The organism is Rhodococcus sp. ARC_M12, from assembly GCF_022810385.1.
Taxonomy (GTDB): domain Bacteria; phylum Actinomycetota; class Actinomycetes; order Mycobacteriales; family Mycobacteriaceae; genus Rhodococcoides; species Rhodococcoides navarretei.
Genome location: NZ_JALGQI010000020.1, coordinates 13,271 through 33,928, shown reverse-complemented (window position 1 = coordinate 33,928; position 20,658 = coordinate 13,271). Strand labels below are relative to the sequence as shown.

Below are 20,658 nucleotides of genomic sequence, written 5' to 3'. Positions count from 1 at the left end.
TCACAGGTGCTGCCACCGGGGCTTGTTGGCATAGGCGTACCGGTAGTACTCCGCGAGTGCGAGCGACGACGCCGCCGCCTCGTCCAGCAGCACCGTCGCGTGCGGGTGCCATTGGATCGTCGACGCGGGGCAGAACGCCGTCAGCGGTCCTTCGACGGCGGCAGCCACTGCGTCCGCTTTCGACTCCCCCGTTGCGATCAACACGAGGTGGCGCGCCTCGTCGATGGTGCCCAACCCCTGCGTCAGTACGTGATGCGGCACGTTCTCCGGGGAGTCGAAGAAGCGCGCATTGTCGACGCGGGTCTGTTCGGTCAGCGTCTTCACCCGCGTCCGCGATCTCAATGACGACCCGGGTTCGTTGAAGCCGATGTGTCCGTCGGTGCCGATTCCGAGGATCTGCACATCGATGCCGCCTGCGGCCGCGATCGCTGCGTCGTACCGCTGCGCCTCGGCCGCGATGTCGTCTGCGTCGCCGTCGGGCGAGAACACCGCGCCGTCGTCCAGATCGACGTGGTCGACGAAGTTCTGCCGAATGAACGAAAAGTAGGACTGCTCCGCCGTTTTCGACAGTCCGATGTATTCGTCGAGCAGGAAGGCTCGGCATCGCGCGAACGACAGGCCGTCCTCCCGATGCCGTCGAGCCAATTCGCGATAGGTACCCACCGGGGTGGACCCGGTTGCCAGGCCCAGGACAGGAGTGGAGCCGGCGGAACGACCCGGGTTGGCGGCCGGACCGGCTCGTACCACTCGTTCGACGATGTCGGCGGCCGTGCGGTCCACTGCGTCGACCCCATCGAGGATCACTATCTCCATCTAACTGTCCTCCCTGATCGCAGTTCCGCTTCTGATCACCTGTATCGGCTCGAACGCTGCGTCGACCACCAGCACGTCGGCTCTCATACCCTGTTCGAGGCAACCGACGTCGGAGCCGAGGCCGATCGTCGTGGCCGGAGTCGACGACGCGGCCCGCACCGCCTCGACCAGGGGCACGCCGGCGTCCTGCACGGCCCGGCGCACCAGATCCAGCACGGTCGCAGTCCCACCCGCGATCGGTGCCGTCTCGGGATCGGTGTCGCGAGACAATCGTGCGACCGAGTAGTGGACGGTCACGTCCAGTGGTCCGAGTCGGTAGCGGCCGTCCGACATACCGGCCGCGGCCATCGCGTCGGACACCAGAGCGATCCGTGTGCCGCCGACGAGATCGAACACGGCGCGCACGGTCTCGTCGGCGAGATGTACTCCGTCTCCGATCAATTCGAGCACCATGCCGCCGCGGGCCGCGGCGGCCAAGCATTCGCTCACCGGCCCTGGTGATCGATGATGCCAGGTCGGCATTCCGTTGAAGAGGTGCGTGGCCGTGATCGGCCCGCTCCCCAGTGCCCGGATTCCGCGGCGGGTGGTGAGTGCATCGGCGTCCGTGTGCCCGATACTCGGCAGTATGTCGTTCTCTCGCAGCATCTCTGCGATGGCAGCGAACCCGTCGACCTCGGGTGCGAGGGTCATCGACCGCACCGCTCCTCGGCCTGCGCCGACAATGTCGCGCAGCAGTCCGGGATCCCCGCTGCGCAGCGACGCCGGATCCTGTGCGCCGCAGCGGGCGACCGACAGAAACGGCCCCTCGATGTGGATCCCGGCGATGTCACCGGACTCGTACAGGTCCGCCAACAGCGACGTCTGCGCGATCAGCCGTTCGGGCGGTGCCGACACCAGAGAGGCAAGCATCGTCGTGGTGCCGCGGGATCGGTGATGCCGCACCGCCGTCATGAGATCGTCGGCCGGTGAATCCGGAAACGATGCCCCTGCCCCGCCGTGGCAGTGCAGGTCGACCAGCCCGGGCAGGATCGTCGTATCCGACTGCGGTGCAGGGTCCCCGAGCCACGCCGAAGCCGGACCGACCCACTCGATCCGGGCTCCCGCCAACGCGAGAACGCCGTCCTCGATCACCTCGTCGCGGGTGACGACCCGCCCTCTCAGCGTGGTCGTAGCCGGAGCGGTCATGCCCGATCGGGCTCGAGTACTGCGTCGTCCTCACGGCCGGGGGTACGCAGATTCCACTTCTTGATGACGAAGCTGAACAGGAAGTAGTAGATCACCGCGTACCCGAGTCCGATGGGAATGAGCAACCACGCCTTGGTGGCGATCCCGTAGTTCAGTAGGTAGTCGATGCCACCGGCGGAGAAGAAGAAGCCGTCGTGGATTCCGAGGGCATTGGTCAGCGCCATCGACGTTCCGGTCAGGACCGCGTGAATGATGTAGAGCGGCCAGGCGACGAACATGAACGAGTACTCGAGCGGCTCGGTGATCCCGGTGACGAAGGCAGTCAGACCGGTGGACAACATGATTCCGCCGACGATCTTCTTCTGCGACGGCTTGGCGTTGCGGTAGATCGCAAATGCCGCAGCGGGAAGGGCGAACATCATGATCGGGAAGAATCCGGTCATGAACACTCCGGCAGACGGGTCGCCGGCGAAAAACCGGTTGAGGTCGCCGCGCACCAGCTGGCCGCTCGCATCCTGGTAGTCGCCGACGAGGAACCAGACAACGGAATTCAGAATGTGGTGCAGTCCGGTCGGAATGAGCATGCGGTTGGCGAAACCGTAGATTCCGCTGCCCACAACGCTGTGGTCGGCGACCGTATTGCCGACCCATTGGAGGGCACTGTAGAAGAGCGGGTATACGAACGACATGATCACGGCGACAACGAGACCCGTGATCGCCGTCATGATCGGCACGAGCCGGCGGCCGCTGAAGAAGCCGAGGTAGTCGGGCAACTTCTGGCGATAGAACCGTTGCCAGAGGATGGCCGAGAGCAGTCCGATCACGATGCCCGCCAGGACCCCGTAGTCGATCACGGCCGGATCACCGTTGGCATCGACCTCCCCGTCGAGCACGACCGGCGACATTGCCGTGAACACACCGTTCATGACCATGTAACCGACCACAGCAGCGAGTGCGGTCGACCCGTCGGACTTCTTGGCCCAGCCGATGGCGATACCGACTGCGAAAATGAGCGGAAGCCAGGTGAATACCGCCTGACCTGCCGCAGAGATGACCGCGGCGGCCGTCTCCAGCGCGCTGAATCTACCCAGCAGGTCGTCCTGACCGAGACGGAGCAGGATTCCGGCGGCGGGCAGAACAGCGATCGGAAGCATGAGGCTGCGACCGAACCGCTGCAGTCCGGCCAGTGATCGGGATTCCTTCTTCGGCTCGGTATCGACCGAGTCGGTCTTCTTCGGGGTCATGGCGACCTTCTCTTCGAGGCTGGTCCTTCGAGGGCGGTTTCCGCTGTTGTGACCGGGCACCATCAGGGGTACTGTCCGGTCATTACCAGTTGTAGTTTGGCCAGGTGGCAAGCACATGTCAACCCGGTCGTGTGATTCAGCCGACAGAAAGCGAGAACCGGACATGTCCAAGGCGGACGCGATCGTGAAGGGCCTCGGCGGTGCCGACAACATCGTCGAGATCGAAGCGTGCATCACTCGGTTACGCACCGAGGTGAAGGACGGATCGTTGGTGGACGAGGCAGCACTCAAGGCGGCCGGTGCCCACGGGGTGTTCCACAAGGGCACTGCCGTTCAGGTCATCGTCGGCCCCGAAGCGGACACGCTCGCAGAAGATATCGAAGACATTCTGTGAACGACGGCAACCTGATCCTCAGTCCCGTTGCCGGCCGGGTGATCTCGCTCGCCGACGTCCCCGATCCAGTCTTTTCCGCGCAGATGGTCGGTGCCGGTGTCGCACTGCAGCCGGCCGCGAGCGACGGTCCCGTCGAGGTCCGTTCTCCGGTCGCGGGCAAGATACTCAAGCTTCATCCGCACGCGTTCGTCGTCTTCACCGACGACAAGGCCGGTGTGTTGGTCCACATCGGTATCGACACCGTGAAGATGAAGGGCTCGGGCTTCGAACTCGTTGCAGCAGAGGGTGATCGAGTCGAGGCCGGCGACCTCGTCGTCACCTATGACCCCGCAGCGATCGCGTCGGCAGGCTACTCGGATGTCGTCCCCGTGGTCCTGATGGATTCGAAGCCGGATTCGGTGACGAGTGCGAGCATCGGCACCGACGTCATGAAGGGCGATCCGCTGTTCGAGCTGCCCTGACCTCACCGACGCGGCGTGGTGCGTCGCCCGCCTGCGACTTCCATCGACAGTTGATACCGGTCGCAGCGGTACCAGCTCTCGGCATGCTCGAGCGGCTCGCCGCCGCTGAAGGAGACCCGGTCGAAGTACAGCACCGGAGCGCCGCGCTTGGTACCGAGCAGGGTGGCCGTATCACTGTCGGCTGCAGTCGCTTTGACGGTCTGCTCGGCCCGATCGATCGTCAGACCGTAGTGATTGCGCACAGCCTCGTAGATCGACTGGCTCAGATCGTGGTCGATCAGGTCCGGAAGCAGTCCGGCCCGGTACCACCCGTCGTCGACGCTGACCGGCTCGGCGTCGGCCAACCGCAGCCTCTTGATGTGGTAAGTCTGCTCCCCGTCGACCAGACCGAGGGCGCGAATTGTTGATGCAGAAGGCTTTTCGAGCCGCGCGAAAAGCACCACCGTCGTCGGCGTCAATCCCTGCGCGCGCATCTCCTCCGAGAACGACGCCAGGTGCAAGCGAGACTGAACCGTGCGACTGGCGACGAACGTGCCCTTGCCGCGCACGCGCACCAGATGTCCGTCGTTGACGAGTTGACCGATTGCTTCCCTGACGGTGATGCGGCTGACGCCGTAATCCTCCATCAGCTTCCGCTCGCTCGGCATCAGATCGCCGGGTTGGAGCTCCTTGGTGCAGCGGTGCAACAGAATTGCGCGCAGCTGTTCGTGTTTCGGGATCTGACTGTCCCTCAGATGTACGGGCATCACCACTGCGCCGGCCTTTCGGTCACTCGACGGACCAGCGGTACGGACTGGTCCGGTCCAACCAAAGACTACGTCACACCTGGGTGCACCGACAGCATCCGGTCGCCACCAGTTGCGCCGACCCGACTCGGTGGGAAACGACGCGACAGGCGACGGCCGACCGTGCATCATCGTCGATCGTGACCTCTGCCGACAATTCCGCCGCTGCCGACCGACCGACAAGTCTCTCGACCCCCGTCAGCGCCGGAATCGTGGCCGCTCTGGTCGGCTTCACCAGTTCGTTCGCCGTAGTCCTCACCGGCCTTCGCGCGGTGGGTGCTAGTCCAGCCGAGGCAGCCTCGGGATTGTCGGCACTGTGTCTGACGCAGGCCGTCGGGATGATGTGGCTTGCGCGCAGATACCGACAGCCCATCACGCTTGCCTGGTCGACACCGGGTGCCGCGTTGCTCGCCGGAACCGGCGTGGTGGTCGGCGGTTGGCCTGCCGCAGTGGGTGCGTTCGTCACCGTCGGGCTCATGATCGTCCTGACCGGCCTGTGGCCGCGGCTCGGCGCTCTTGTCTCGAGAATCCCGGTACCACTCGCGCAGGCAATGCTGGCCGGAGTACTGCTACCCCTCTGCTCGGCACCGGTGGTAGCCCTCGCCGGCTCCCCCGAACACGTAGCGCCGGTGGTTCTCGTCTGGCTCGTGGTGCTCCGATTCAGCACACGCTGGGCAGTCCCCGCTGCGTTCGCTGCGGCGGCTGCGATCATCGCTGCCGACGTGATCGGCAGCGCCACCTCCATCGCGGCGTCCGATCTCGTCCCCCGAATCGACTGGACGATTCCGCACTGGACGTGGCAGGCGACCGTCGGCATCGCAGTGCCGTTGTACATCGTCACGATGGCGTCACAGAATATCCCGGGCACATCGGTCATGGCGTCGTTCGGCTACCGCATCCCGTGGCGTGCATCGATGACCGTCACCGGAACCGGAACGGTGCTGGGAGCATTCGCTGGTGGGCACACGATCAATCTCGCCGCGATCAGCGCTGCACTCTCGGCGAGCCCCAACGCCCATCCGGACCCGAACCGACGATGGGTCGCGGCATTCTCCGCCGGATGCTCGTTCTCGGCGCTCGCACTGCTGGCCACGGCTCTGGCGACTCTGGTGGCCGCATCACCTGCCGGAGTGGTGGAAACCGTTGCCGGGCTTGCACTGTTGGGAACGCTCGCGGCGTCGCTGTTCGGCGCACTGCAGCACGCGTCGGACCGAGAAGCGACCGTCCTGACGTTCCTCGTCGCTGCATCCGGCCTGACCTTTGTGGGGATCGGATCGGCGTTCTGGGCATTGATCGTCGGACTCGCCGTACGGGCGATTCTGCGACGGCAGTCCCCGGCGCTGCCTGTCTCGGACGCTACTGGCTAGGGTCACATCCATGACGGATCAGGTGAACGCCACTGCCGAGTTGTCGCTCGCATCGGACTTTCCGGCGCTGTGGCCGGTGCCGACTCGATGGGACGACAACGACCATTACGGCCACGTCAACAACGTCACCTACTACGCGTACTTCGACACAGCCGTCAATGGATGGTTGATGGAGACGACGGGACTGGACATCCGGACCCTGTCGGCGATAGGCGTCGTCGCCGAAACGTCGTGCCGATACCTCTCCGAGTTGAGCTTTCCGGACCGCCTTCAGGTCGGACTCGCCGTCGAGAAGTTGGGTACTCGCAGCATCGTGTATTCACTCGGGTTGTTCCGGGAGGCCGGCGACGATGTGCTGGAGCTGGCGGCTCGGGGACGATTCGTGCATGTCTACGTCGACGGAGTCACGCGCAGACCTGTCGCAATTCCGCCCGAGATCGAAAGCGCGGCACGCACTCTGACGATCGGGACCTCGACGAGCTGACTGCTTACAGGCCGATCTCATCGGCTGTGTGCAGCGCCCTGGTGACGATGTCGTCGATGAGAGTTGTGGTCGGCCCGCCCGCCACGGCACTGTTTCGCGAGTCCGCTTCCATCCGGCGCATGACACCTTCGGCGATGATGGAGAGCTTCCACAGCGCCAGCACCTGCCAGAAACCGACATCGGAAACGTCACGTCCGGTGTGCTGCGCGTACGACTCGACGAGTTCGGCCCGAGTGGGAAAGCCCGGCAGCGTCGACGCCATGAACGGGCCCGCGACCCCGTCGTCGGCCTGCGGCCAATAGGCCAGTAGCCCACCGAGATCCGCCAACGGATCTCCGAGTGTGCACAGCTCCCAGTCGACGACTGCGGCTACCCGACCGCTCTCGCGGTCCGTGATCACGTTGCTGAGGTGAAAATCTCCGTGCACCAGGGTCACTTCCTGCTGCTGAGGAACGTTGGCGGCCAATCGCGTTGCAAGCGAATCGATACCGGGTACGTCGCGAGTGCGCGAGGATTGCCACTGCTTCGTCCACCGGGCGAGTTGACGCGCAGCGTAAGGCTTGTGACTGGCCAGGTCCGCCAGTCCCGACGAATCGAGATCCACGCGGTGGATATCGGCGAGCGCAACGGTAAGCCCCAGTCCGACCCTCCGTCGATGCTCGACATCGAGTTGCTCGGCTGTGGCCACCGAGTCGACCACGATCCCGTCGACGAAACTCATCAGCACCACAGGGACCTCGGACACCGAAGGATCCTCGGTGATCGCGATCATCTTCGGAACCGGCACCGCTGTGTTCTGTAGGCCGGACAGAATTCGATGCTCGCGCACGACGTCGTGTGCGGACGCCAGGAGCTGCCCGAGCGGTGGGCGTCGGAGCACCCACGTACTGCCGCCGGCATCACGGACCGCGTAGGTGAGATTGGATTGACCGTTGCCGATCCGATGAAAGGTCAGCGGCGACGTTGCGCCGATTCCCAATCCTGCGATCCAGGTCGATACTGCGTTTTCGTCCAGTCCCACTGCGCCCATACAGAACCCTCACTTCGCTGTGCGACATCGTTGTCGACGGCCGTTGCCGGAGTCGACCGATAGTAGCGAAGCGACACCCGCATCGGTGCCGAGACACCGAGCCCTATACGGGTCAGCTGGCCCGGCCGAAAGCGGACACGAGCGCCGGAGTTGCGATCGCCGCGGCCGGAGTGGCGACTGCGTGGCGCTTGACCGCGATTTCGTCCACTTCACCGACGAGCAGTGAAATCATCGTCTCCGGCTCGGCGGCCCAGACCGACGAGATGTTGCGGACCTCGGCAGGAGCGAAGAGCCCGCTTGTTGCCAGAGCATCGATCCACTCGGAGACTGCTTCGGACGTAGGCTCGGGCATGGTGGTTCGATCGAGCGAGTCCGCTTGGAACTCGTTGCAAAAGAACGCACGGACCATATCGAGCTGTCCCTGAGACATTGCGGTCATGTTCTTCTCCTTCGAGTTTCCGGCGTCCGTAGTTGTCGAGTACCCGATTACGGCAGGATGTGACGGGTACAACAGCCCGTGTCCATATCGTTACCGATTCGACTGTAACGACGGAATACGGTTTTCCGATGCGGCTGAAACTACGCCCTTCGGAGCAGTCTCGCCCAGGGTGAGTTGGACTCTGTGACTATCGTCACACACTTGGACCCATCCGATCAACGACTTGCAACGAAGTCATAGTTCGCCTCACGAAATGCTGTGACCGGGGACAAACAGCCGACATAAGCCCAGGTAGACGGCACGTGACGCTCAATCGAGTAATACGAGGTCGCCCGGATTCGCGCGTCGCCGGTCCGCGCCGGTCGATCCAGTAAAAGACCAGAAACCCGTTCTGGCGGCCCTGAACAGTGAGATTGCCTGGTCTGGGCGCATTCCACGAACTCGGGGCGCGTAACGAGTCGCGCATCCGGTCGCGGACACCGCGGTTCCGTGCCGATGCTTCCGCGTGATGGAATCGTTACCGCGTAAACCATCAGCCTGTTCCCAACCTACTCACATCCGGTGCTCAGCTGGGTCCGGCACCGTGGCCCCATGCCGCCACCGAACCTCGACTCAGGACCCATCCGAAGATCCCTGGACGCCGGCTACCCCGCAACGCCGTCCGACACCTCGTCCCGGGCGCGCAGGCGAGCCGTGATGACGCGGTTGGCTGTGTCCGGTGCCTTCGCGGTCCTGCTGCTCCTCTGGCCGATGTGGGCGTCGCCGCACGTGTCGGCCGTGTTGTCCGAGGAATCGAATCCGGCCACGGCACTGGCCTCCCGCGTACTCGACGCGATCGACGTGACCGCGGTGTTGACGGTCGTCGCCGCTCTCGCCGTCGTGGCTGTGATGCGCAAGCTTCCGTTCGGAATCGGGGTGGTGATCGCCTGCACCGTCGGCGCCATGGTGACCACTGCTCTTGTCAGGCAGACCATGGGAGCGACGATGCAGCCCGCCGACCTTCCGAGCGGCCAACTCGCCGCCGCGGCCTCGCTCCTCGGAGCCGCGTCCATGGTGGCATCGACTACGTGGCGGCCCGTGGTTCTCGGCCTGGGCACTGTCGCGACGCTGGCGGTGGCAGCGGCTGCCCTGATCGTCGGATCCGCGTCGATCACCGGGATCGTGGGCGCAGCCTCGATCGCCTTCCTGTGGTGGCCTGCATGCTCGATCGTCATGCTCTATTCCCCGGACGCCGCTGCCCGTGAGGCCCGCAACCCGCTCGATACGGCGGCATTGGCGGTCCAACGCAAGCTGGGGCGCTCCCGGTGAGTACCGGGAACGCCCCAGGGGTGCTGATACGTCCTCGTACCTAGAGAGCCTTGAGCTCCTCGGTCACCTCGGACACGGACTTCTTCGCGTCACCGAACAGCATCGAGGTGCCCTCTGCGAAGAACAGAGGATTCTCGATTCCTGCGAAGCCCGAGGACATCGACCGCTTGAGAACGATGACCGACTTCGACTGATCGACGTTCAGGATCGGCATCCCGTGAATCGGGCTCGACGGATCGTTGCGCGCCGCCGGGTTGGTCACGTCGTTCGCACCGATGACCAACGTGACATCGGTGCGCGAGAACTCGTCGTTGATGTCGTCCATTTCCTTCATCGCGTCGTACGCGACGTCGGCCTCGGCGAGCAAGACGTTCATGTGCCCCGGCATGCGACCGGCCACGGGGTGAATGGCGTACTTGACCTCGACGCCCTTCGCCTCGAGCAGCTTGGCCATGTCCTTGACCGCGTGCTGTGCCTGCGCAACGGCGAGGCCGTATCCGGGCACGACGATGACCTGGTTGGCGTATGCCATCTGGATGGCCGCATCGGCCGCGGAGGTGGCCTTCGCCGTACCCCCGGCCGCTCCCGCGGGGCCTGCGGCTGCGTCGCCGCCGCCGAATCCACCGGCGACGATTGCCGGGATGGAACGGTTCATGGCCTTGGCCATGAGGTTGGTCAGGATCGTGCCGGACGCGCCGACGATCATGCCTGCGACGATCATTGCCGTGTTGTTGAGCGCCAGACCGGCAGCCGCAGCGGACAGTCCGGTCAGAGCATTGAGCAGCGAGATCACCACCGGCATGTCTGCACCACCGATGGGCAACACCACGGTCAGACCGAGAATGCCTGCCAACACGAGGACCGCAACGATCCACCACTGCGACACCCCGCCGCCCGGAGTGGCGTTGATGCCGATGACCACGGCAGCGGCGACCGCGCCGATCAGCAGCAGGGCGTTGAGCGGCTGCTGCAACTTGCCGATCGTGATGGGCGAGCCGGGCAGGGTCTCCTGAAGCTTGAGGAAAGCGATCAGCGATCCCCAGAAGGAGATCGATCCGATGATCGCCGCGAACAGCGAGCCGATGACGATGTGCACCGTCGGCGATTCACCGTGCTTGAAGTTCGAGAACCCCGACGTGTCGAGGAACTCGGCCCAGGCGATCAGTGCGACCGTTCCACCACCGACACCGTTGAACAGAGCCACCAACTGTGGCATCGCGGTCATCTTGACTCGACGAGCGGGCGGGATTCCCAGCGCAACGCCGACGACAAGGCCGACGATGATCAGTATCCAATTCTCGGTGTCCCGAACGGAGATCAGCGTCGCCACGACGGCGATGAACATACCGACAGCAGCGATCTGGTTGCCACGCACAGCAGTCTTCGGGCCGGTCAGACCCATCAGGCCGTAGATGAACATGCCGAATGCGACGATATAGAGAATGTTGACGAGATTGTCCATCAGGAGTCAGCACCCTTCGACGCCTTGGCAGGAACGGGCTTGGACTTGAACATGCCGAGCATGCGGTCGGTGACCACGAATCCACCGATGACATTGACGGTTCCGAACACGAGAGCGACGAACAGGATGACCTGCAGGCCGATCGAGGGATCCTCCACCTTGCCGAGCACCACCAGGGCTCCGAGCACGACGATGCCGTGAATGGCATTGGTTCCCGACATCAACGGGGTGTGCAAGGTGTTGGGCACCTTGGAAATCACCGCGAAGCCGACGAACCCGGACAACACCAGGATCGCGATGTTCGCGAGCAGCGGGGTATACATCAGTTCTCCTTCTCACGTGTCACGCAGGCACCGGCGAGAACCTCGTCCGAGAAATCGGGAGCGAGCGTGCCGTCGACCAGCATGAGTTCGAGCAATGCCGAGATGTTCTTCGAGTACAGCTCGCTGGCGTGCTCGGGCATCGAGGCAGGCAGGTTCAGCGGGGAGCAGATGGTGACGTCGTGCTTGACGACGGTTTGGCCGGGCTCGGTGAGTTCACAGTTGCCGCCGGTCTCACCCGCGAGATCGACGACGACGCTGCCGGGTTTCATTCCCTCGACGGCGGCGGCCGTAACCAGCCGCGGCGCGGGGCGTCCGGGCACCAATGCCGTGGTGATGACCACGTCGAAGCCCTTGATGGCCTCTTCGAGAGCCTTCTGCTGTTGCACCCGCTCGTCCTCGGTCAGCTCGCGCGCGTATCCACCCTCACCGGCGGCGTCGATCCCCAGATCGAGCCATTGCGCGCCGACGGACCGAACCTGGTCGGCCACCTCCGGGCGCACGTCGTACCCGGTGGGACGGCCGCCGAGACGCTTCGCCGTGGCGAGCGCCTGCAGCCCGGCAACGCCGACGCCCAGTACGAGGACTGTGGCGGGCTTGACGGTGCCCGCGGCGGTGGTGAGCATCGGGAAGAACCGGGTGGACTCCGACGCGGCCAACAGCACGGCCTTGTAACCGGCGACGTTGGCCTGAGAGGACAGTGCGTCCATCACCTGCGCGCGCGAGATACGCGGGATCGCCTCGACGGCGAACGCCTGTACCCCGGCCGCCTTCAACGCCCCGATGCTGTTCTCCGCGTTGCGCGGTGCCAGGAATCCGATGAGCGTCGAACCCGACGTCAACTTGGCGATCTCGGCGTCGGACGGCGGCGCGACCTTGACCACGACGTCCGCCGACCATGGGTCACCGATGGTCGCGCCGGCCTCGATGTACAGCTCGTCGGGGATGAGAGCGCCCAGTCCTGCACCCGATTCGACGACGATCTCGACGCCCTTGCCCGTCAGGGATGCAACGATCTTGGGCACCAGGGCGACGCGACGTTCGCCCTCCCCCGATTCCCGAACCACACCGACGACAGTCGTGGATCCCGAACTATTCTCTGCGCTCTGCGATGTATCCAAATCTCCGTCTTCCTGCGTTGAATGGTGTCCATCTATCGGCCAACGGCCTCGAACGTGCGACGAATGGACGAACCCATGCGACAAAGGCACAAGGTCCCTGATAGTAGCCAGAGGAAACAGACCGCGGGTAACCCGGAACACAGTCCGATTCGTTCTGAATCGAGTCCGTTCGGCATTCCGCAGCCACAGAACGAGCAATTGTGATGCACGTCATACAGGTCTATCGGTGATGATCGGACCCTACAGTGACAGTCGTGGAACCTTGCATCTTCTGTGCCATAGTCGCCGGCGACGCGCCCGCACATCGTGTGTTCGAGAACGACCACGCAGTCGCGTTCCTCGACATTCGGCCGGTCACCCGAGGACACCTTCTCGTCGTTCCGCGTGACCATGCCACCGATCTGAACGCCACCCATCCGGACGCGGCTGCCGACGTCTTTCGCGTCGGGCACACGCTGGCGCGTGCGGTACGCCACTCGGACCTGCGCGCCGACGGGGCCAATCTCGTGATCAACGACGGCAAGGCGGCATTTCAGACGGTCTTCCACCTGCATCTGCACGTCGTGCCGCGTTGGCATCGGGATCGGCTGCGGTTCGCTGCCGGGTTCGTGACGCGCCGCCTGCGTGAGCCCGAACAGGTGGCCGACGCCGTTCGCGTCGGGTTGACTCGGCTCGACGGCGACCCGACGGCATGAAGCTGTTCCTGTCGTCGTATCGATTCGGCGGCCACGCCGATGCTTTCGTCGAACTCACCGGACCGCCGTCCGATCTCGCCGTGATCGCGAACGCGGCCGACGCATGGCCGGCAGCCGCTCGGGAGTCCTCGCTCAGAAGTGAGTTCGGACCGCTGCGCGCCCTCGGGTATCGGCCCGCGGAGTTGGATCTGCGCCACTACGTGAATCGACCCGCCGCGTTCGAGCGCGCACTCGACGGCTTCGGTGCAGTCTGGGTTCGTGGGGGCAACACCTTCGTCCTGCGCGCTCAGCTCGCTCGCTCGGGCGCAGACGAGATTCTGTCCGAGCGCATTCGACAAAACTCTCTCGTCTACGGCGGCTACAGCGCCGGCGCGTGCGTGGCAGCGCCGTCGCTGACCGGAGTCGAGGATGCGGACGACCCCGACGAAGTTCGGCCCGCCACCGGCGTCGATCCGGTGTGGAGCGGACTGGATCTGGTGACGTTCTCGATGGTGCCTCACCTGAATTCGCTTCTCGACGAAAACGATTCGGGGTCTGCGACTCTGCAACGCCTACACAGCGCCGGTATCGCCTGTCATGGGTTGACCGACGATCAAGCCATCGTCGTCGATGAGTCGGGAACGCGATTTCTCGGCCGTTGAAATTCGTTCACCCCAGGCGAGCAAGTGGAGCGAGCCGATCGAGCGAGGACCACGCCAACGCGCATCGCCGGGCGGTCATCTCGTCCGCGTCGAGAACGAGCATGTCGAACAGCTCACGAGGGGCGTGCCGCCACGAGTCGGCGATCTGCGCGACGGTCGCTCGCTCGAACAACCCGGACTGTGTCAACGCCTGCACCCACTCGTCGATCTCGCCTCGGTGAATGCGCTCGATGGTGTCGTATTCGATTCCGCCCCCGAGAAATTCGTACGAGAACATCGCGGCCACGTAGTTCCAGGAGTCACTTCCGGGATCGATCATGGTGCAGCCTCCTTGTCGACTCGCACCGCATGGGGTGCGAGGTTCGCTGCGCTGGACGCTAGCGCGACGAACTACAAATTTGCGTGTCGACGACGCATCGATCTGGTAACGCCTGAGGCTGGTGTTACTGATGTGACTCGAATGTGCGATGGGATCCCTCGTCCGCGCCTCACCCGAGGTCGTGACAGACTCGAGTGGCGACGGTCACATTTTCGACGTGAGGAGACCCGGATGTCGGTAACGACCCATGCAGATGCGCGCCTGAGCGAGCTCGAATCACTTCTCACACCTGGCGCGGTGGTCACCGACCCGGACATCACCGAGGGCTACCGACGCGACTGGGCCAAGGATCCCGACGCAGGCACCCCGCTGGCCGTCGTGCGCGCACAGTCCACAGAGGACGTTCGAGCCGTCATGCGCTGGGCCACCGAGCACAACGTGGCGGTCGTCCCACGCGGTGCGGGATCGGGTTTGTCCGGTGGGGCCACCGCCGTGGACGGCGGAATCGTGCTCACCACGGAGTTGATGCGAGAAATCACCGTAGATCCGGTGACCCGCATCGCCGTCGTACAACCCGGACTGCTCAACGCCGAGGTCAAGAAGGCCGTCGCGGAACACGGTCTCTGGTACCCACCGGATCCGTCGTCGTTCGAGATGTGCTCCATCGGAGGCAATGCGGCCACCAACGCGGGCGGACTGTGCTGCGTGAAGTACGGCGTCACCACCGATTACGTTCTCGGACTCGAAGTCGTCCTGGCCGATGGCACCGCCGTCCGACTCGGCGGACCCCGCCTGAAAGATGTTGCAGGCCTTTCCCTTGCGAAGCTGTTCGTCGGATCCGAGGGCACCCTGGGCATAATCACCGAGATCACACTGCGGCTGATTCCGGCGCAACCTCCCGCCAGTACGGTGGTCGCTTCGTTCGCGTCGGTGCACGACGCAACCGCGGCAATTCTCGCCATCACCCGCAACTTGCGGCCGTCGATGCTCGAATTCATGGATCGCGCATCCATCAATGCCGTCGAGGACGCCATGAACATGGGACTCGATCGCGAGGCAGCGGCAATGCTCATCGCTCGGTCCGACTCCCCCGGCGCCGACCGAGGGCGCGAAATCGAGATCATGGCGACGGCATGTACCGAGGCCGGTGCCTCGGATGTCTTCACCACGGACGACCCCGACGAGGGCGAGGCCTTCGCTGCCGCCAGGCGATTCGCCATTCCCGCGGTCGAGCGACTCGGCAGCCTGCTGCTCGAGGACGTCGGCGTTCCACTGCCCGCACTCCCCGCCCTCGTCGACGGAATCGCCGACCTGTCCGCGAACTACGACGTACTGGTTGCCGTCATCGCGCACGCCGGTGACGGCAACACTCACCCTCTGATTGTCTTCGACCCCGAGGACGTGGACATGACGCGTCGCGCCAACATCGCCTTCGGCGCAATCATGGATCTCGCAATTTCGTTGGGCGGGACCATCACCGGCGAACACGGTGTCGGTCGTCTCAAGAAGGCCTGGCTGCCCGATCAGGTCGGCGAGGACGTCATGGAGCTGACCCGCCGCATCAAGACCGCACTCGATCCGGCGGGCATCCTCAACCCCGGTGCTGTGCTGTGAGCAGAGCGGCTGACGCCGCACGTGCGCGGAACTTCGTAGCAGGGGTCGAACTTCCGCGCACGACCCCGAGTCAGCCGACGAACCCGTCCGCCACCGCCAGTACCTCGTCGAGGATTTCCAGTCCCTGACGAATCTCGTCCTCGGACGTCGTCAGCGGCGGCGCGATCTGGAGGCGGTTGCCCGACACGAACGGCCACAGACCACGGGATTTCGCCGCGGCGGTCACCGTGCCCATTGCCGCTGCGTCCTTGCCCGACGCGGCGAACGGCACCAACGGCTCTCGGGTCGTACCGTCCTTGACCAGCTCGACGGCCCAGAAGAATCCTTTGCCGCGCACCTCGCCCACGCTCGGGTGAGATTCGGCCAGCTTCGAAAGGCCCGCACCCAGCACGTCCTCCCCCACATGACGAACGTGCGGCAGGATCTTGTCGCGCTCGAACACTCCGATGGACGCCACGCCCGCGGCACACCCGAGTACGTGCCCGGAGTAGGTCAACCCGCCTGGATACGGCTTGTGATCGAACTGCGAGGCGATCTTCTCCGAGATGACCACCCCGCCGAGGGGCACGTATCCGGAGTTGACGCCCTTGGCGAACGTGATCAGATCCGGTGTCACATCCCAGGCCTGGCACGCGAACCATTCGCCGATTCGTCCGAACCCGACCATGACTTCATCGGCGATGTAGACGATTCCGTACTTGTCGCACAGTGCCCGAACGCCTGCCAGATATCCGGGCGGCGGGATCAGCACACCGTTGGTGCCGATGACCGATTCGAGGATCAGTCCGGCGATGTTCTGTGCACCCTCGAGCACGATGACCTGTTCGAGGTGTGCCAGTGCTGCGGCCGTCTCGTCCTCGGGAGTCGTTGTCCCCCAAGGCGACCGATACGGATACGGCCCGAAGAAGCGTACGACGTCGACGTTGGTCGGTTCGGTGCCCCACCGCCGTGGCTCACCGGTGAGACCGATCGCAACTCCGGTTCCACCGTGGTAGGAGCGATACGCGGCAAGCATCTTCGTACGCCCGGTGTGTTGTCGCGCCAGCCGCACCGCATGCTCGACGGCTTCTGCGCCACCGGTCGTGAAGAACACTCGGTTCAGATCACCCGGCGCACGTTCGGCGATCAACGCAGCGAGTTCACTGCGTTTGTTGTTGGCCACGGTGGGAGAAATGGTCGTCAGAACCTGGGCTTGTTCGACGATGGCGGCAACGACGTCGGGGTGTTGATGCCCGAGATTGACGTTGACCAACTGCGACGAGAAGTCCAGGTACCTGTTTCCCTTGTCGTCCCAGAACCACGATCCCGCCGCACCCTCGACGGTGATCGGATTCAGCTCGGCCTGCGCTGCCCAGGAGTAGAACACGTGATCCATCTACTTGCCGCCTTCCTCCAGTGTGACCTCCATCGGAGCGTACGACTCACCGGTGACGTCCGCACCGTCGGCCTTCGACAAATCCAGCGCCTCCGTGACGTACGCATTCGTGTAGGGATCAACAGTCGGCACAGAGGATCCCTCGGCGTTCTGCCTGGACTTCGCGCAGTCATCTGGGACGAAACCCCGTCCCGCACGTGTGGGAGTCGGTGCCACCACCGAAGCCTGATCGAGAACACCGGTCACGACGTAGCCGTCACGGACTTGCGGATCTGCGGAATGATGCTCTCTCCGTACGCTTCCAGCGTGGCAGCCTTGGCGTCGTGCTGAAGGTAGACCGAGAACTGGTCGACGCCGAGTGTCTCCAGCTCCTTCAGCTTGGCGATGTGATCGGCCGGGGTGCCCAGTAGACAGAACCTGTCGATCACCTCGTTCGGAACGAATTCTGCGTGCGAGTTTCCTGCTCGACCGTGCTCGTTGTAGTCGTACCCGGTACGTGCTGCGATGTAGTCGGTGAGAGCCTGTGGAACACCACCGCCATCGCCGCCGTAGCGCGAGACGATGTCGGCGACGTGATTGCCGACCATCCCGCCGAACCACCGACATTGGTCGCGGGCATGTTCGAGGCCGGCCTCGGTACCGTCGGTGACGTAGGCGGGAGCAGCCACGCAGATCGAGATCGAATCCGGATCGCGACCCGCCTGCTCTGCCGCAGCACGCACTCGGCCGATCGTCCAGGCAGCAATATCCGGATCGGCCAACTGCAGGATGAAGCCGTCCGCAACCTGCCCGGTGAGCTCGAGCGCTTTCGGTCCGTAGGCCGCGACCCACACCTCGAGCTTCGAGTGCTCCGCCCACGGAAACTGCACCGTCGTCTCACCCACCCGGGCGCTGCGCCCGTTGGCAAGACTGCGGATCACCTCGATCGAGTCTCGAAGCGAGGCAAGCGTTGTCGGCTTACCTCCGAGAGCGCGGACCGCGGAGTCGCCTCGACCGATGCCGCACAAGGTTCGATTGCCGAACATGTCGTTGAGTGTCGCGAACGTCGACGCCGTCACGGTCCAGTCGCGGGTAGCCGGATTGGTGACCATCGGGCCCACGGTCACGCGCCTGGTCGCAGCCAGAATCTGACTGTAGATGACGTACGGCTCCTGCCACAGCAAATGCGAATCGAACGTCCATACGTGCGAAAACCCATGTGTCTCGGCCTGCCTCGCCAGCTCGATCACCCGGGACGCCGGCGGATTGCACTGCAGCACTACCCCGATGTCCATGGCTCAGATCAGATTCTGCGACAGGTCGCGTCGGACGAAACGGCCGTGTCCCGCAGTACCGGAATACGATCCGCCGTCGACGATGATCCGGCCACGCGAGATCACGGTGTCCACGTGGCCATCGATCTCGAAACCCTCGTAGGCGGAGTAGTCCATGTTCATATGGTGGGTCTTCTCGACTCCGATGCTGGTATGCCCGTTCGGATCGTAGATCACGATGTCGGCGTCGGCTCCTGGGCTGATGACGCCTTTCTTCGGGTACATGCCGAACATCCTGGCCGGGGTTGTGCAGCAGACGTCGACCCATTTCTCGAGAGTGATCTTGCCGCTCTTGACGCCCTGGAACATCAGATCGATTCGATGTTCCACCGAGCCGATCCCATTGGGAATCCTGGAGAAGTCGCCGATACCCATCTCCTTCTGGTCCTTCATACAGAACGGGCAATGGTCGGTACTGACGGTTGCCACGTCTCCGGTGCGCAGGTACCGCCACAACTCGTCCTGATGACCCTCGGCCCGCGACCGCAGAGGCGTCGAGCAGACCCACTTGGCACCCTCGAAGCCCGGTGCGCCGAGCTGTTCCTCGAGCGACAGGTACAGGTACTGCGGGCAGGTCTCGGCAAACACGTTCTGCCCGTTACCCCGGGCCTGCGCGATCTGTTCCAGGGCCTGCTTGGCAGAGACGTGCACGACGTAGAGCGGTGCACCGGTCACATTGGCCAGCATGATGGCTCTGTGCGTCGCCTCCTCCTCGAGCTGCCACGGCCGAGACGTGCCGTGGAAGTACGGGGCCGTGTCTCCCCGCGCGATCGACTGAGCAACGAGCACGTCGATCGCGATGCCGTTCTCCGCGTGCATCATCAACAGTGCACCCGTTTCGGCAGCGGACTGCATCGCGCGCAGAATCTTGCCGTCGTCGGAGTAGAACACGCCCGGATACGCCATGAAGAGTTTGAAGCTGGTGACGCCCTCGGATACCAACTCGCTCATGGCTTTCAGCGAATCGTCGGTGACGTCGCCGATGATCTGATGGAAGCCGTAGTCGACGGCGCACTGCCCCGAGGCCTTCTCGTGCCATTGCGCCAAAGTGTCCTGGACGCGTTGTCCGGGGGTCTGAATAGCGAAGTCCACGATCGTCGTCGTGCCACCCCACGCCGCGGCGCGCGTTCCGGTCTCGAAGGTATCGGACGCGAAAGTGCCGCCGAACGGCATCTCCATGTGCGTGTGACCGTCGACCCCACCGGGAATGACGTACTTTCCGGTCGCGTCGACGACGGTGTCAGCAGAGGTTTTCAGGTCCGCAGCCAGAGAGACCGATCCTGGTGCCAGCACGCCGACGATGGTTTCGTTATCGATGAGCACATCCAATTCCTGTGCGCCGGTGGTGGATACCACGGTTCCACCGTGCACGAAGGTGGTGGCCATCAGGGTTCCACCAATGGGCCGTATGCATCGGGTCTGCGGTCACGATAGAAGGCCCACCGGTCGCGGACCACCTTGATCAGGTCCATGTCGAGGTCGCGAACGACTATTTCGGATTCGGAATCCGAGGCCACCTCGCCGACGAATTTGCCCTCGGGGTCCACGAAATAGCTGGTTCCGTAGAAGTCGTCGTCACCGTACTCGGATTCGATTCCGACGCGATTGATCGCGCCTACGTAATATTCGTTGGCCACTGCCGAGGCGGGTTGTTCGAGCTTCCACAGGTAGTTGGACAGTCCCCTCGAGGTCGCCGAAGGATTGAACACGATTTCGGCCCCGGCAAGACCGAGCGCACGCCAGCCTTCGGGAAAGTGTCTGTCGTAGCAGATGTAGACGCCGATCCGGCCGACCGCCGTATCGAACACCGGCCACCCCAGATTGCCGGGGCGAAAGTAGAACTTCTCCCAAAATCCGTTCACGTGTGGAATGTGGTGTTTTCGATACTTGCCGAGATAGGTGCCGTCTGCATCGACCACGGCTGCGGTGTTGTAGAGGAGTCCAGGCTGCTCCTGCTCGTAGACGGGCAGGATCATCACGATGCCGAGTTCTTTCGCCAGCGCGGCGAAACGGTCGACGGTCGGCCCTGGTACCGATTCGGCGTAATCGTAGAATTTCGCGTCCTGCAATTGGCAGAAGTACGGGCCGTAGAAAAGTTCTTGGAAACAGACGACTTTCGCGCCTTGCTCGGCGGCGGACCGAGCAAACCCCTCATGTGCCGCGATCATCGATTCTTTGTCACCGGTCCACGTGCTTTGGACCAGAGCAGCTCGAACTGTGGACATCATTGGCACTCCATCTCTCGCTGGCTTGCACCCTCAAGATATTTTGCGCCGTGTTACGGGATC

Annotated in this window: 23 protein-coding genes; 8 read left to right on the top strand and 15 right to left on the bottom strand. The window is 63.9% G+C overall.

The features are described 5' to 3' along the window. Genes nagB through MTX35_RS22375 form a run of 3 tightly spaced genes read right to left on the bottom strand, consistent with a single transcriptional unit; the run spans nucleotide 1 to nucleotide 3,242 of the window. Entirely contained in the window at nucleotides 1-813 is an 813-nt protein-coding gene (gene nagB, locus MTX35_RS22385) for a glucosamine-6-phosphate deaminase (RefSeq protein ID WP_243597083.1), read from the bottom strand. Then, nucleotides 814-1,998, bottom strand: coding sequence for an N-acetylglucosamine-6-phosphate deacetylase (locus MTX35_RS22380; protein ID WP_243597082.1), 1,185 nt, complete (start codon nucleotides 1,996-1,998; stop codon nucleotides 814-816). It lies immediately after the preceding gene. Further along, nucleotides 1,995-3,242, bottom strand: a complete 1,248-nt coding sequence (locus tag MTX35_RS22375) for a PTS transporter subunit EIIC (protein WP_243597081.1) — start codon at nucleotides 3,240-3,242, stop codon at nucleotides 1,995-1,997. The genes MTX35_RS22380 and MTX35_RS22375 overlap by 4 nt, the downstream gene beginning before the upstream one ends. 163 nt (nucleotides 3,243-3,405) lie before the next feature. Here MTX35_RS22375 and MTX35_RS22370 point away from each other — a divergent pair, with 163 nt between their 5' ends. Both MTX35_RS22370 and MTX35_RS22365 read left to right on the top strand, forming a co-directional pair. Beyond that, complete coding sequence (locus tag MTX35_RS22370; RefSeq protein WP_032378914.1) at nucleotides 3,406-3,636, top strand: glucose PTS transporter subunit EIIB; 231 nt, start codon at nucleotides 3,406-3,408, stop codon at nucleotides 3,634-3,636. Beyond that, the gene (locus tag MTX35_RS22365; protein WP_243597080.1) at nucleotides 3,633-4,097 is read left to right on the top strand and encodes a PTS glucose transporter subunit IIA; all 465 of its coding nucleotides are present in this window, start codon (nucleotides 3,633-3,635) and stop codon (nucleotides 4,095-4,097) included. Before MTX35_RS22370 ends, MTX35_RS22365 begins: the two co-directional genes overlap by 4 nt. Before the next feature lie 2 nt (nucleotides 4,098-4,099). On the opposite strand, the gene MTX35_RS22360 is transcribed toward MTX35_RS22365, so the two are convergent. Then, complete coding sequence (locus MTX35_RS22360; protein WP_374230348.1) at nucleotides 4,100-4,846, bottom strand: GntR family transcriptional regulator; 747 nt, start codon at nucleotides 4,844-4,846, stop codon at nucleotides 4,100-4,102. A 176-nt stretch (nucleotides 4,847-5,022) separates the two neighbouring features. Here MTX35_RS22360 and MTX35_RS22355 point away from each other — a divergent pair, with 176 nt between their 5' ends. Together MTX35_RS22355 and MTX35_RS22350 are read left to right on the top strand one after the other, a co-directional pair. Next, nucleotides 5,023-6,249 carry a benzoate/H(+) symporter BenE family transporter gene (locus MTX35_RS22355; protein WP_243597078.1) on the top strand — a complete coding sequence of 409 codons (1,227 nt, stop codon included), beginning with the start codon at nucleotides 5,023-5,025 and terminating at the stop codon, nucleotides 6,247-6,249. Nucleotides 6,250-6,259: 10 nt separating this feature from the next. After that, nucleotides 6,260-6,733 carry a thioesterase family protein gene (locus MTX35_RS22350; RefSeq protein ID WP_243597077.1) on the top strand — a complete coding sequence of 158 codons (474 nt, stop codon included), beginning with the start codon at nucleotides 6,260-6,262 and terminating at the stop codon, nucleotides 6,731-6,733. Nucleotides 6,734-6,737: 4 nt separating this feature from the next. Here the strand turns inward: MTX35_RS22350 and MTX35_RS22345 are convergent, their stop codons facing one another. Both MTX35_RS22345 and MTX35_RS22340 read right to left on the bottom strand, forming a co-directional pair. Then, complete coding sequence (locus MTX35_RS22345; RefSeq protein ID WP_243597076.1) at nucleotides 6,738-7,763, bottom strand: phosphotransferase family protein; 1,026 nt, start codon at nucleotides 7,761-7,763, stop codon at nucleotides 6,738-6,740. A gap of 112 nt (nucleotides 7,764-7,875) precedes the next feature. Further along, nucleotides 7,876-8,202: a hypothetical protein gene (locus MTX35_RS22340; RefSeq protein WP_243597075.1), complete on the bottom strand. Its 327-nt coding sequence runs from the start codon at nucleotides 8,200-8,202 to the stop codon at nucleotides 7,876-7,878. Nucleotides 8,203-8,793: 591 nt separating this feature from the next. Between MTX35_RS22340 and MTX35_RS22335 the strand changes: the two genes are divergently transcribed. After that, entirely contained in the window at nucleotides 8,794-9,510 is a 717-nt protein-coding gene (locus MTX35_RS22335; protein ID WP_243597074.1) for a hypothetical protein, read from the top strand. 40 nt (nucleotides 9,511-9,550) lie between these two features. On the opposite strand, the gene MTX35_RS22330 is transcribed toward MTX35_RS22335, so the two are convergent. The 3 genes from MTX35_RS22330 to MTX35_RS22320 are packed head-to-tail and all read right to left on the bottom strand — an operon-like array spanning nucleotide 9,551 to nucleotide 12,413. Further along, the gene (locus MTX35_RS22330; protein WP_243597073.1) at nucleotides 9,551-10,972 is read right to left on the bottom strand and encodes an NAD(P)(+) transhydrogenase (Re/Si-specific) subunit beta; all 1,422 of its coding nucleotides are present in this window, start codon (nucleotides 10,970-10,972) and stop codon (nucleotides 9,551-9,553) included. After that, complete coding sequence (locus tag MTX35_RS22325) at nucleotides 10,972-11,295, bottom strand: NAD(P) transhydrogenase subunit alpha (RefSeq protein WP_243597072.1); 324 nt, start codon at nucleotides 11,293-11,295, stop codon at nucleotides 10,972-10,974. The genes MTX35_RS22330 and MTX35_RS22325 overlap by 1 nt, the downstream gene beginning before the upstream one ends. Next, entirely contained in the window at nucleotides 11,295-12,413 is a 1,119-nt protein-coding gene (locus MTX35_RS22320; protein WP_243597071.1) for a Re/Si-specific NAD(P)(+) transhydrogenase subunit alpha, read from the bottom strand. Before MTX35_RS22320 ends, MTX35_RS22325 begins: the two co-directional genes overlap by 1 nt. A gap of 245 nt (nucleotides 12,414-12,658) precedes the next feature. Here MTX35_RS22320 and MTX35_RS22315 point away from each other — a divergent pair, with 245 nt between their 5' ends. Continuing rightward, nucleotides 12,659-13,108 (top strand): HIT family protein, encoded by a 450-nt coding sequence (locus MTX35_RS22315; protein WP_374230345.1) that lies wholly within the window; start codon nucleotides 12,659-12,661, stop codon nucleotides 13,106-13,108. After that, entirely contained in the window at nucleotides 13,105-13,749 is a 645-nt protein-coding gene (locus MTX35_RS22310) for a Type 1 glutamine amidotransferase-like domain-containing protein (RefSeq protein ID WP_243597069.1), read from the top strand. The genes MTX35_RS22315 and MTX35_RS22310 overlap by 4 nt, the downstream gene beginning before the upstream one ends. A 7-nt stretch (nucleotides 13,750-13,756) precedes the next feature. Here the strand turns inward: MTX35_RS22310 and MTX35_RS22305 are convergent, their stop codons facing one another. After that, the gene (locus MTX35_RS22305; RefSeq protein ID WP_243597068.1) at nucleotides 13,757-14,068 is read right to left on the bottom strand and encodes a hypothetical protein; all 312 of its coding nucleotides are present in this window, start codon (nucleotides 14,066-14,068) and stop codon (nucleotides 13,757-13,759) included. Between the two features lie 231 nt (nucleotides 14,069-14,299). Between MTX35_RS22305 and MTX35_RS22300 the strand changes: the two genes are divergently transcribed. Beyond that, entirely contained in the window at nucleotides 14,300-15,682 is a 1,383-nt protein-coding gene (locus MTX35_RS22300; protein ID WP_243597067.1) for an FAD-binding oxidoreductase, read from the top strand. 70 nt (nucleotides 15,683-15,752) lie between these two features. Here MTX35_RS22300 and MTX35_RS22295 read toward each other — a convergent pair whose 3' ends face one another. The 5 genes from MTX35_RS22295 to MTX35_RS22280 all read right to left on the bottom strand — a co-directional run bounded on the left by MTX35_RS22295 (nucleotide 15,753) and on the right by MTX35_RS22280 (nucleotide 20,595). After that, entirely contained in the window at nucleotides 15,753-17,057 is a 1,305-nt protein-coding gene (locus tag MTX35_RS22295) for an aspartate aminotransferase family protein (protein ID WP_243597066.1), read from the bottom strand. After that, entirely contained in the window at nucleotides 17,058-17,189 is a 132-nt protein-coding gene (locus tag MTX35_RS25795) for a hypothetical protein (RefSeq protein ID WP_279393602.1), read from the bottom strand. A gap of 110 nt (nucleotides 17,190-17,299) precedes the next feature. Next, nucleotides 17,300-18,331 carry a TIGR03842 family LLM class F420-dependent oxidoreductase gene (locus MTX35_RS22290; protein WP_243597065.1) on the bottom strand — a complete coding sequence of 344 codons (1,032 nt, stop codon included), beginning with the start codon at nucleotides 18,329-18,331 and terminating at the stop codon, nucleotides 17,300-17,302. A gap of 3 nt (nucleotides 18,332-18,334) precedes the next feature. After that, nucleotides 18,335-19,756 (bottom strand): dihydropyrimidinase, encoded by a 1,422-nt coding sequence (hydA, locus tag MTX35_RS22285; protein WP_243597064.1) that lies wholly within the window; start codon nucleotides 19,754-19,756, stop codon nucleotides 18,335-18,337. Then, nucleotides 19,756-20,595: a nitrilase-related carbon-nitrogen hydrolase gene (locus tag MTX35_RS22280; protein ID WP_243597139.1), complete on the bottom strand. Its 840-nt coding sequence runs from the start codon at nucleotides 20,593-20,595 to the stop codon at nucleotides 19,756-19,758. Before MTX35_RS22280 ends, hydA begins: the two co-directional genes overlap by 1 nt. Nucleotides 20,596-20,658: the final 63 nt, after the last annotated feature.

Excerpts from the sequence above, each read along its gene's own strand:
- nagB (WP_243597083.1), bottom strand. The coding sequence starts at position 813 with ATGGAGATAGTGATCCTCGATGGGGTCGACGCAGTGGACCGCACGGCC.
- MTX35_RS22380 (WP_243597082.1), bottom strand. The coding sequence starts at position 1,998 with ATGACCGCTCCGGCTACGACCACGCTGAGAGGGCGGGTCGTCACCCGC.
- MTX35_RS22375 (WP_243597081.1), bottom strand. The coding sequence starts at position 3,242 with ATGACCCCGAAGAAGACCGACTCGGTCGATACCGAGCCGAAGAAGGAA.
- MTX35_RS22370 (WP_032378914.1), top strand. The coding sequence starts at position 3,406 with ATGTCCAAGGCGGACGCGATCGTGAAGGGCCTCGGCGGTGCCGACAAC.
- MTX35_RS22350 (WP_243597077.1), top strand. The coding sequence starts at position 6,260 with ATGACGGATCAGGTGAACGCCACTGCCGAGTTGTCGCTCGCATCGGAC.
- MTX35_RS22345 (WP_243597076.1), bottom strand. The coding sequence starts at position 7,763 with ATGGGCGCAGTGGGACTGGACGAAAACGCAGTATCGACCTGGATCGCA.
- MTX35_RS22340 (WP_243597075.1), bottom strand. The coding sequence starts at position 8,202 with ATGACCGCAATGTCTCAGGGACAGCTCGATATGGTCCGTGCGTTCTTT.
- MTX35_RS22335 (WP_243597074.1), top strand. The coding sequence starts at position 8,794 with ATGCCGCCACCGAACCTCGACTCAGGACCCATCCGAAGATCCCTGGAC.
- MTX35_RS22330 (WP_243597073.1), bottom strand. The coding sequence starts at position 10,972 with ATGGACAATCTCGTCAACATTCTCTATATCGTCGCATTCGGCATGTTC.
- MTX35_RS22325 (WP_243597072.1), bottom strand. The coding sequence starts at position 11,295 with ATGTATACCCCGCTGCTCGCGAACATCGCGATCCTGGTGTTGTCCGGG.
- MTX35_RS22310 (WP_243597069.1), top strand. The coding sequence starts at position 13,105 with ATGAAGCTGTTCCTGTCGTCGTATCGATTCGGCGGCCACGCCGATGCT.
- MTX35_RS22305 (WP_243597068.1), bottom strand. The coding sequence starts at position 14,068 with ATGATCGATCCCGGAAGTGACTCCTGGAACTACGTGGCCGCGATGTTC.
- MTX35_RS22300 (WP_243597067.1), top strand. The coding sequence starts at position 14,300 with ATGTCGGTAACGACCCATGCAGATGCGCGCCTGAGCGAGCTCGAATCA.
- MTX35_RS22295 (WP_243597066.1), bottom strand. The coding sequence starts at position 17,057 with ATGGATCACGTGTTCTACTCCTGGGCAGCGCAGGCCGAGCTGAATCCG.
- MTX35_RS22290 (WP_243597065.1), bottom strand. The coding sequence starts at position 18,331 with ATGGACATCGGGGTAGTGCTGCAGTGCAATCCGCCGGCGTCCCGGGTG.
- hydA (WP_243597064.1), bottom strand. The coding sequence starts at position 19,756 with ATGGCCACCACCTTCGTGCACGGTGGAACCGTGGTATCCACCACCGGC.
- MTX35_RS22280 (WP_243597139.1), bottom strand. The coding sequence starts at position 20,595 with ATGTCCACAGTTCGAGCTGCTCTGGTCCAAAGCACGTGGACCGGTGAC.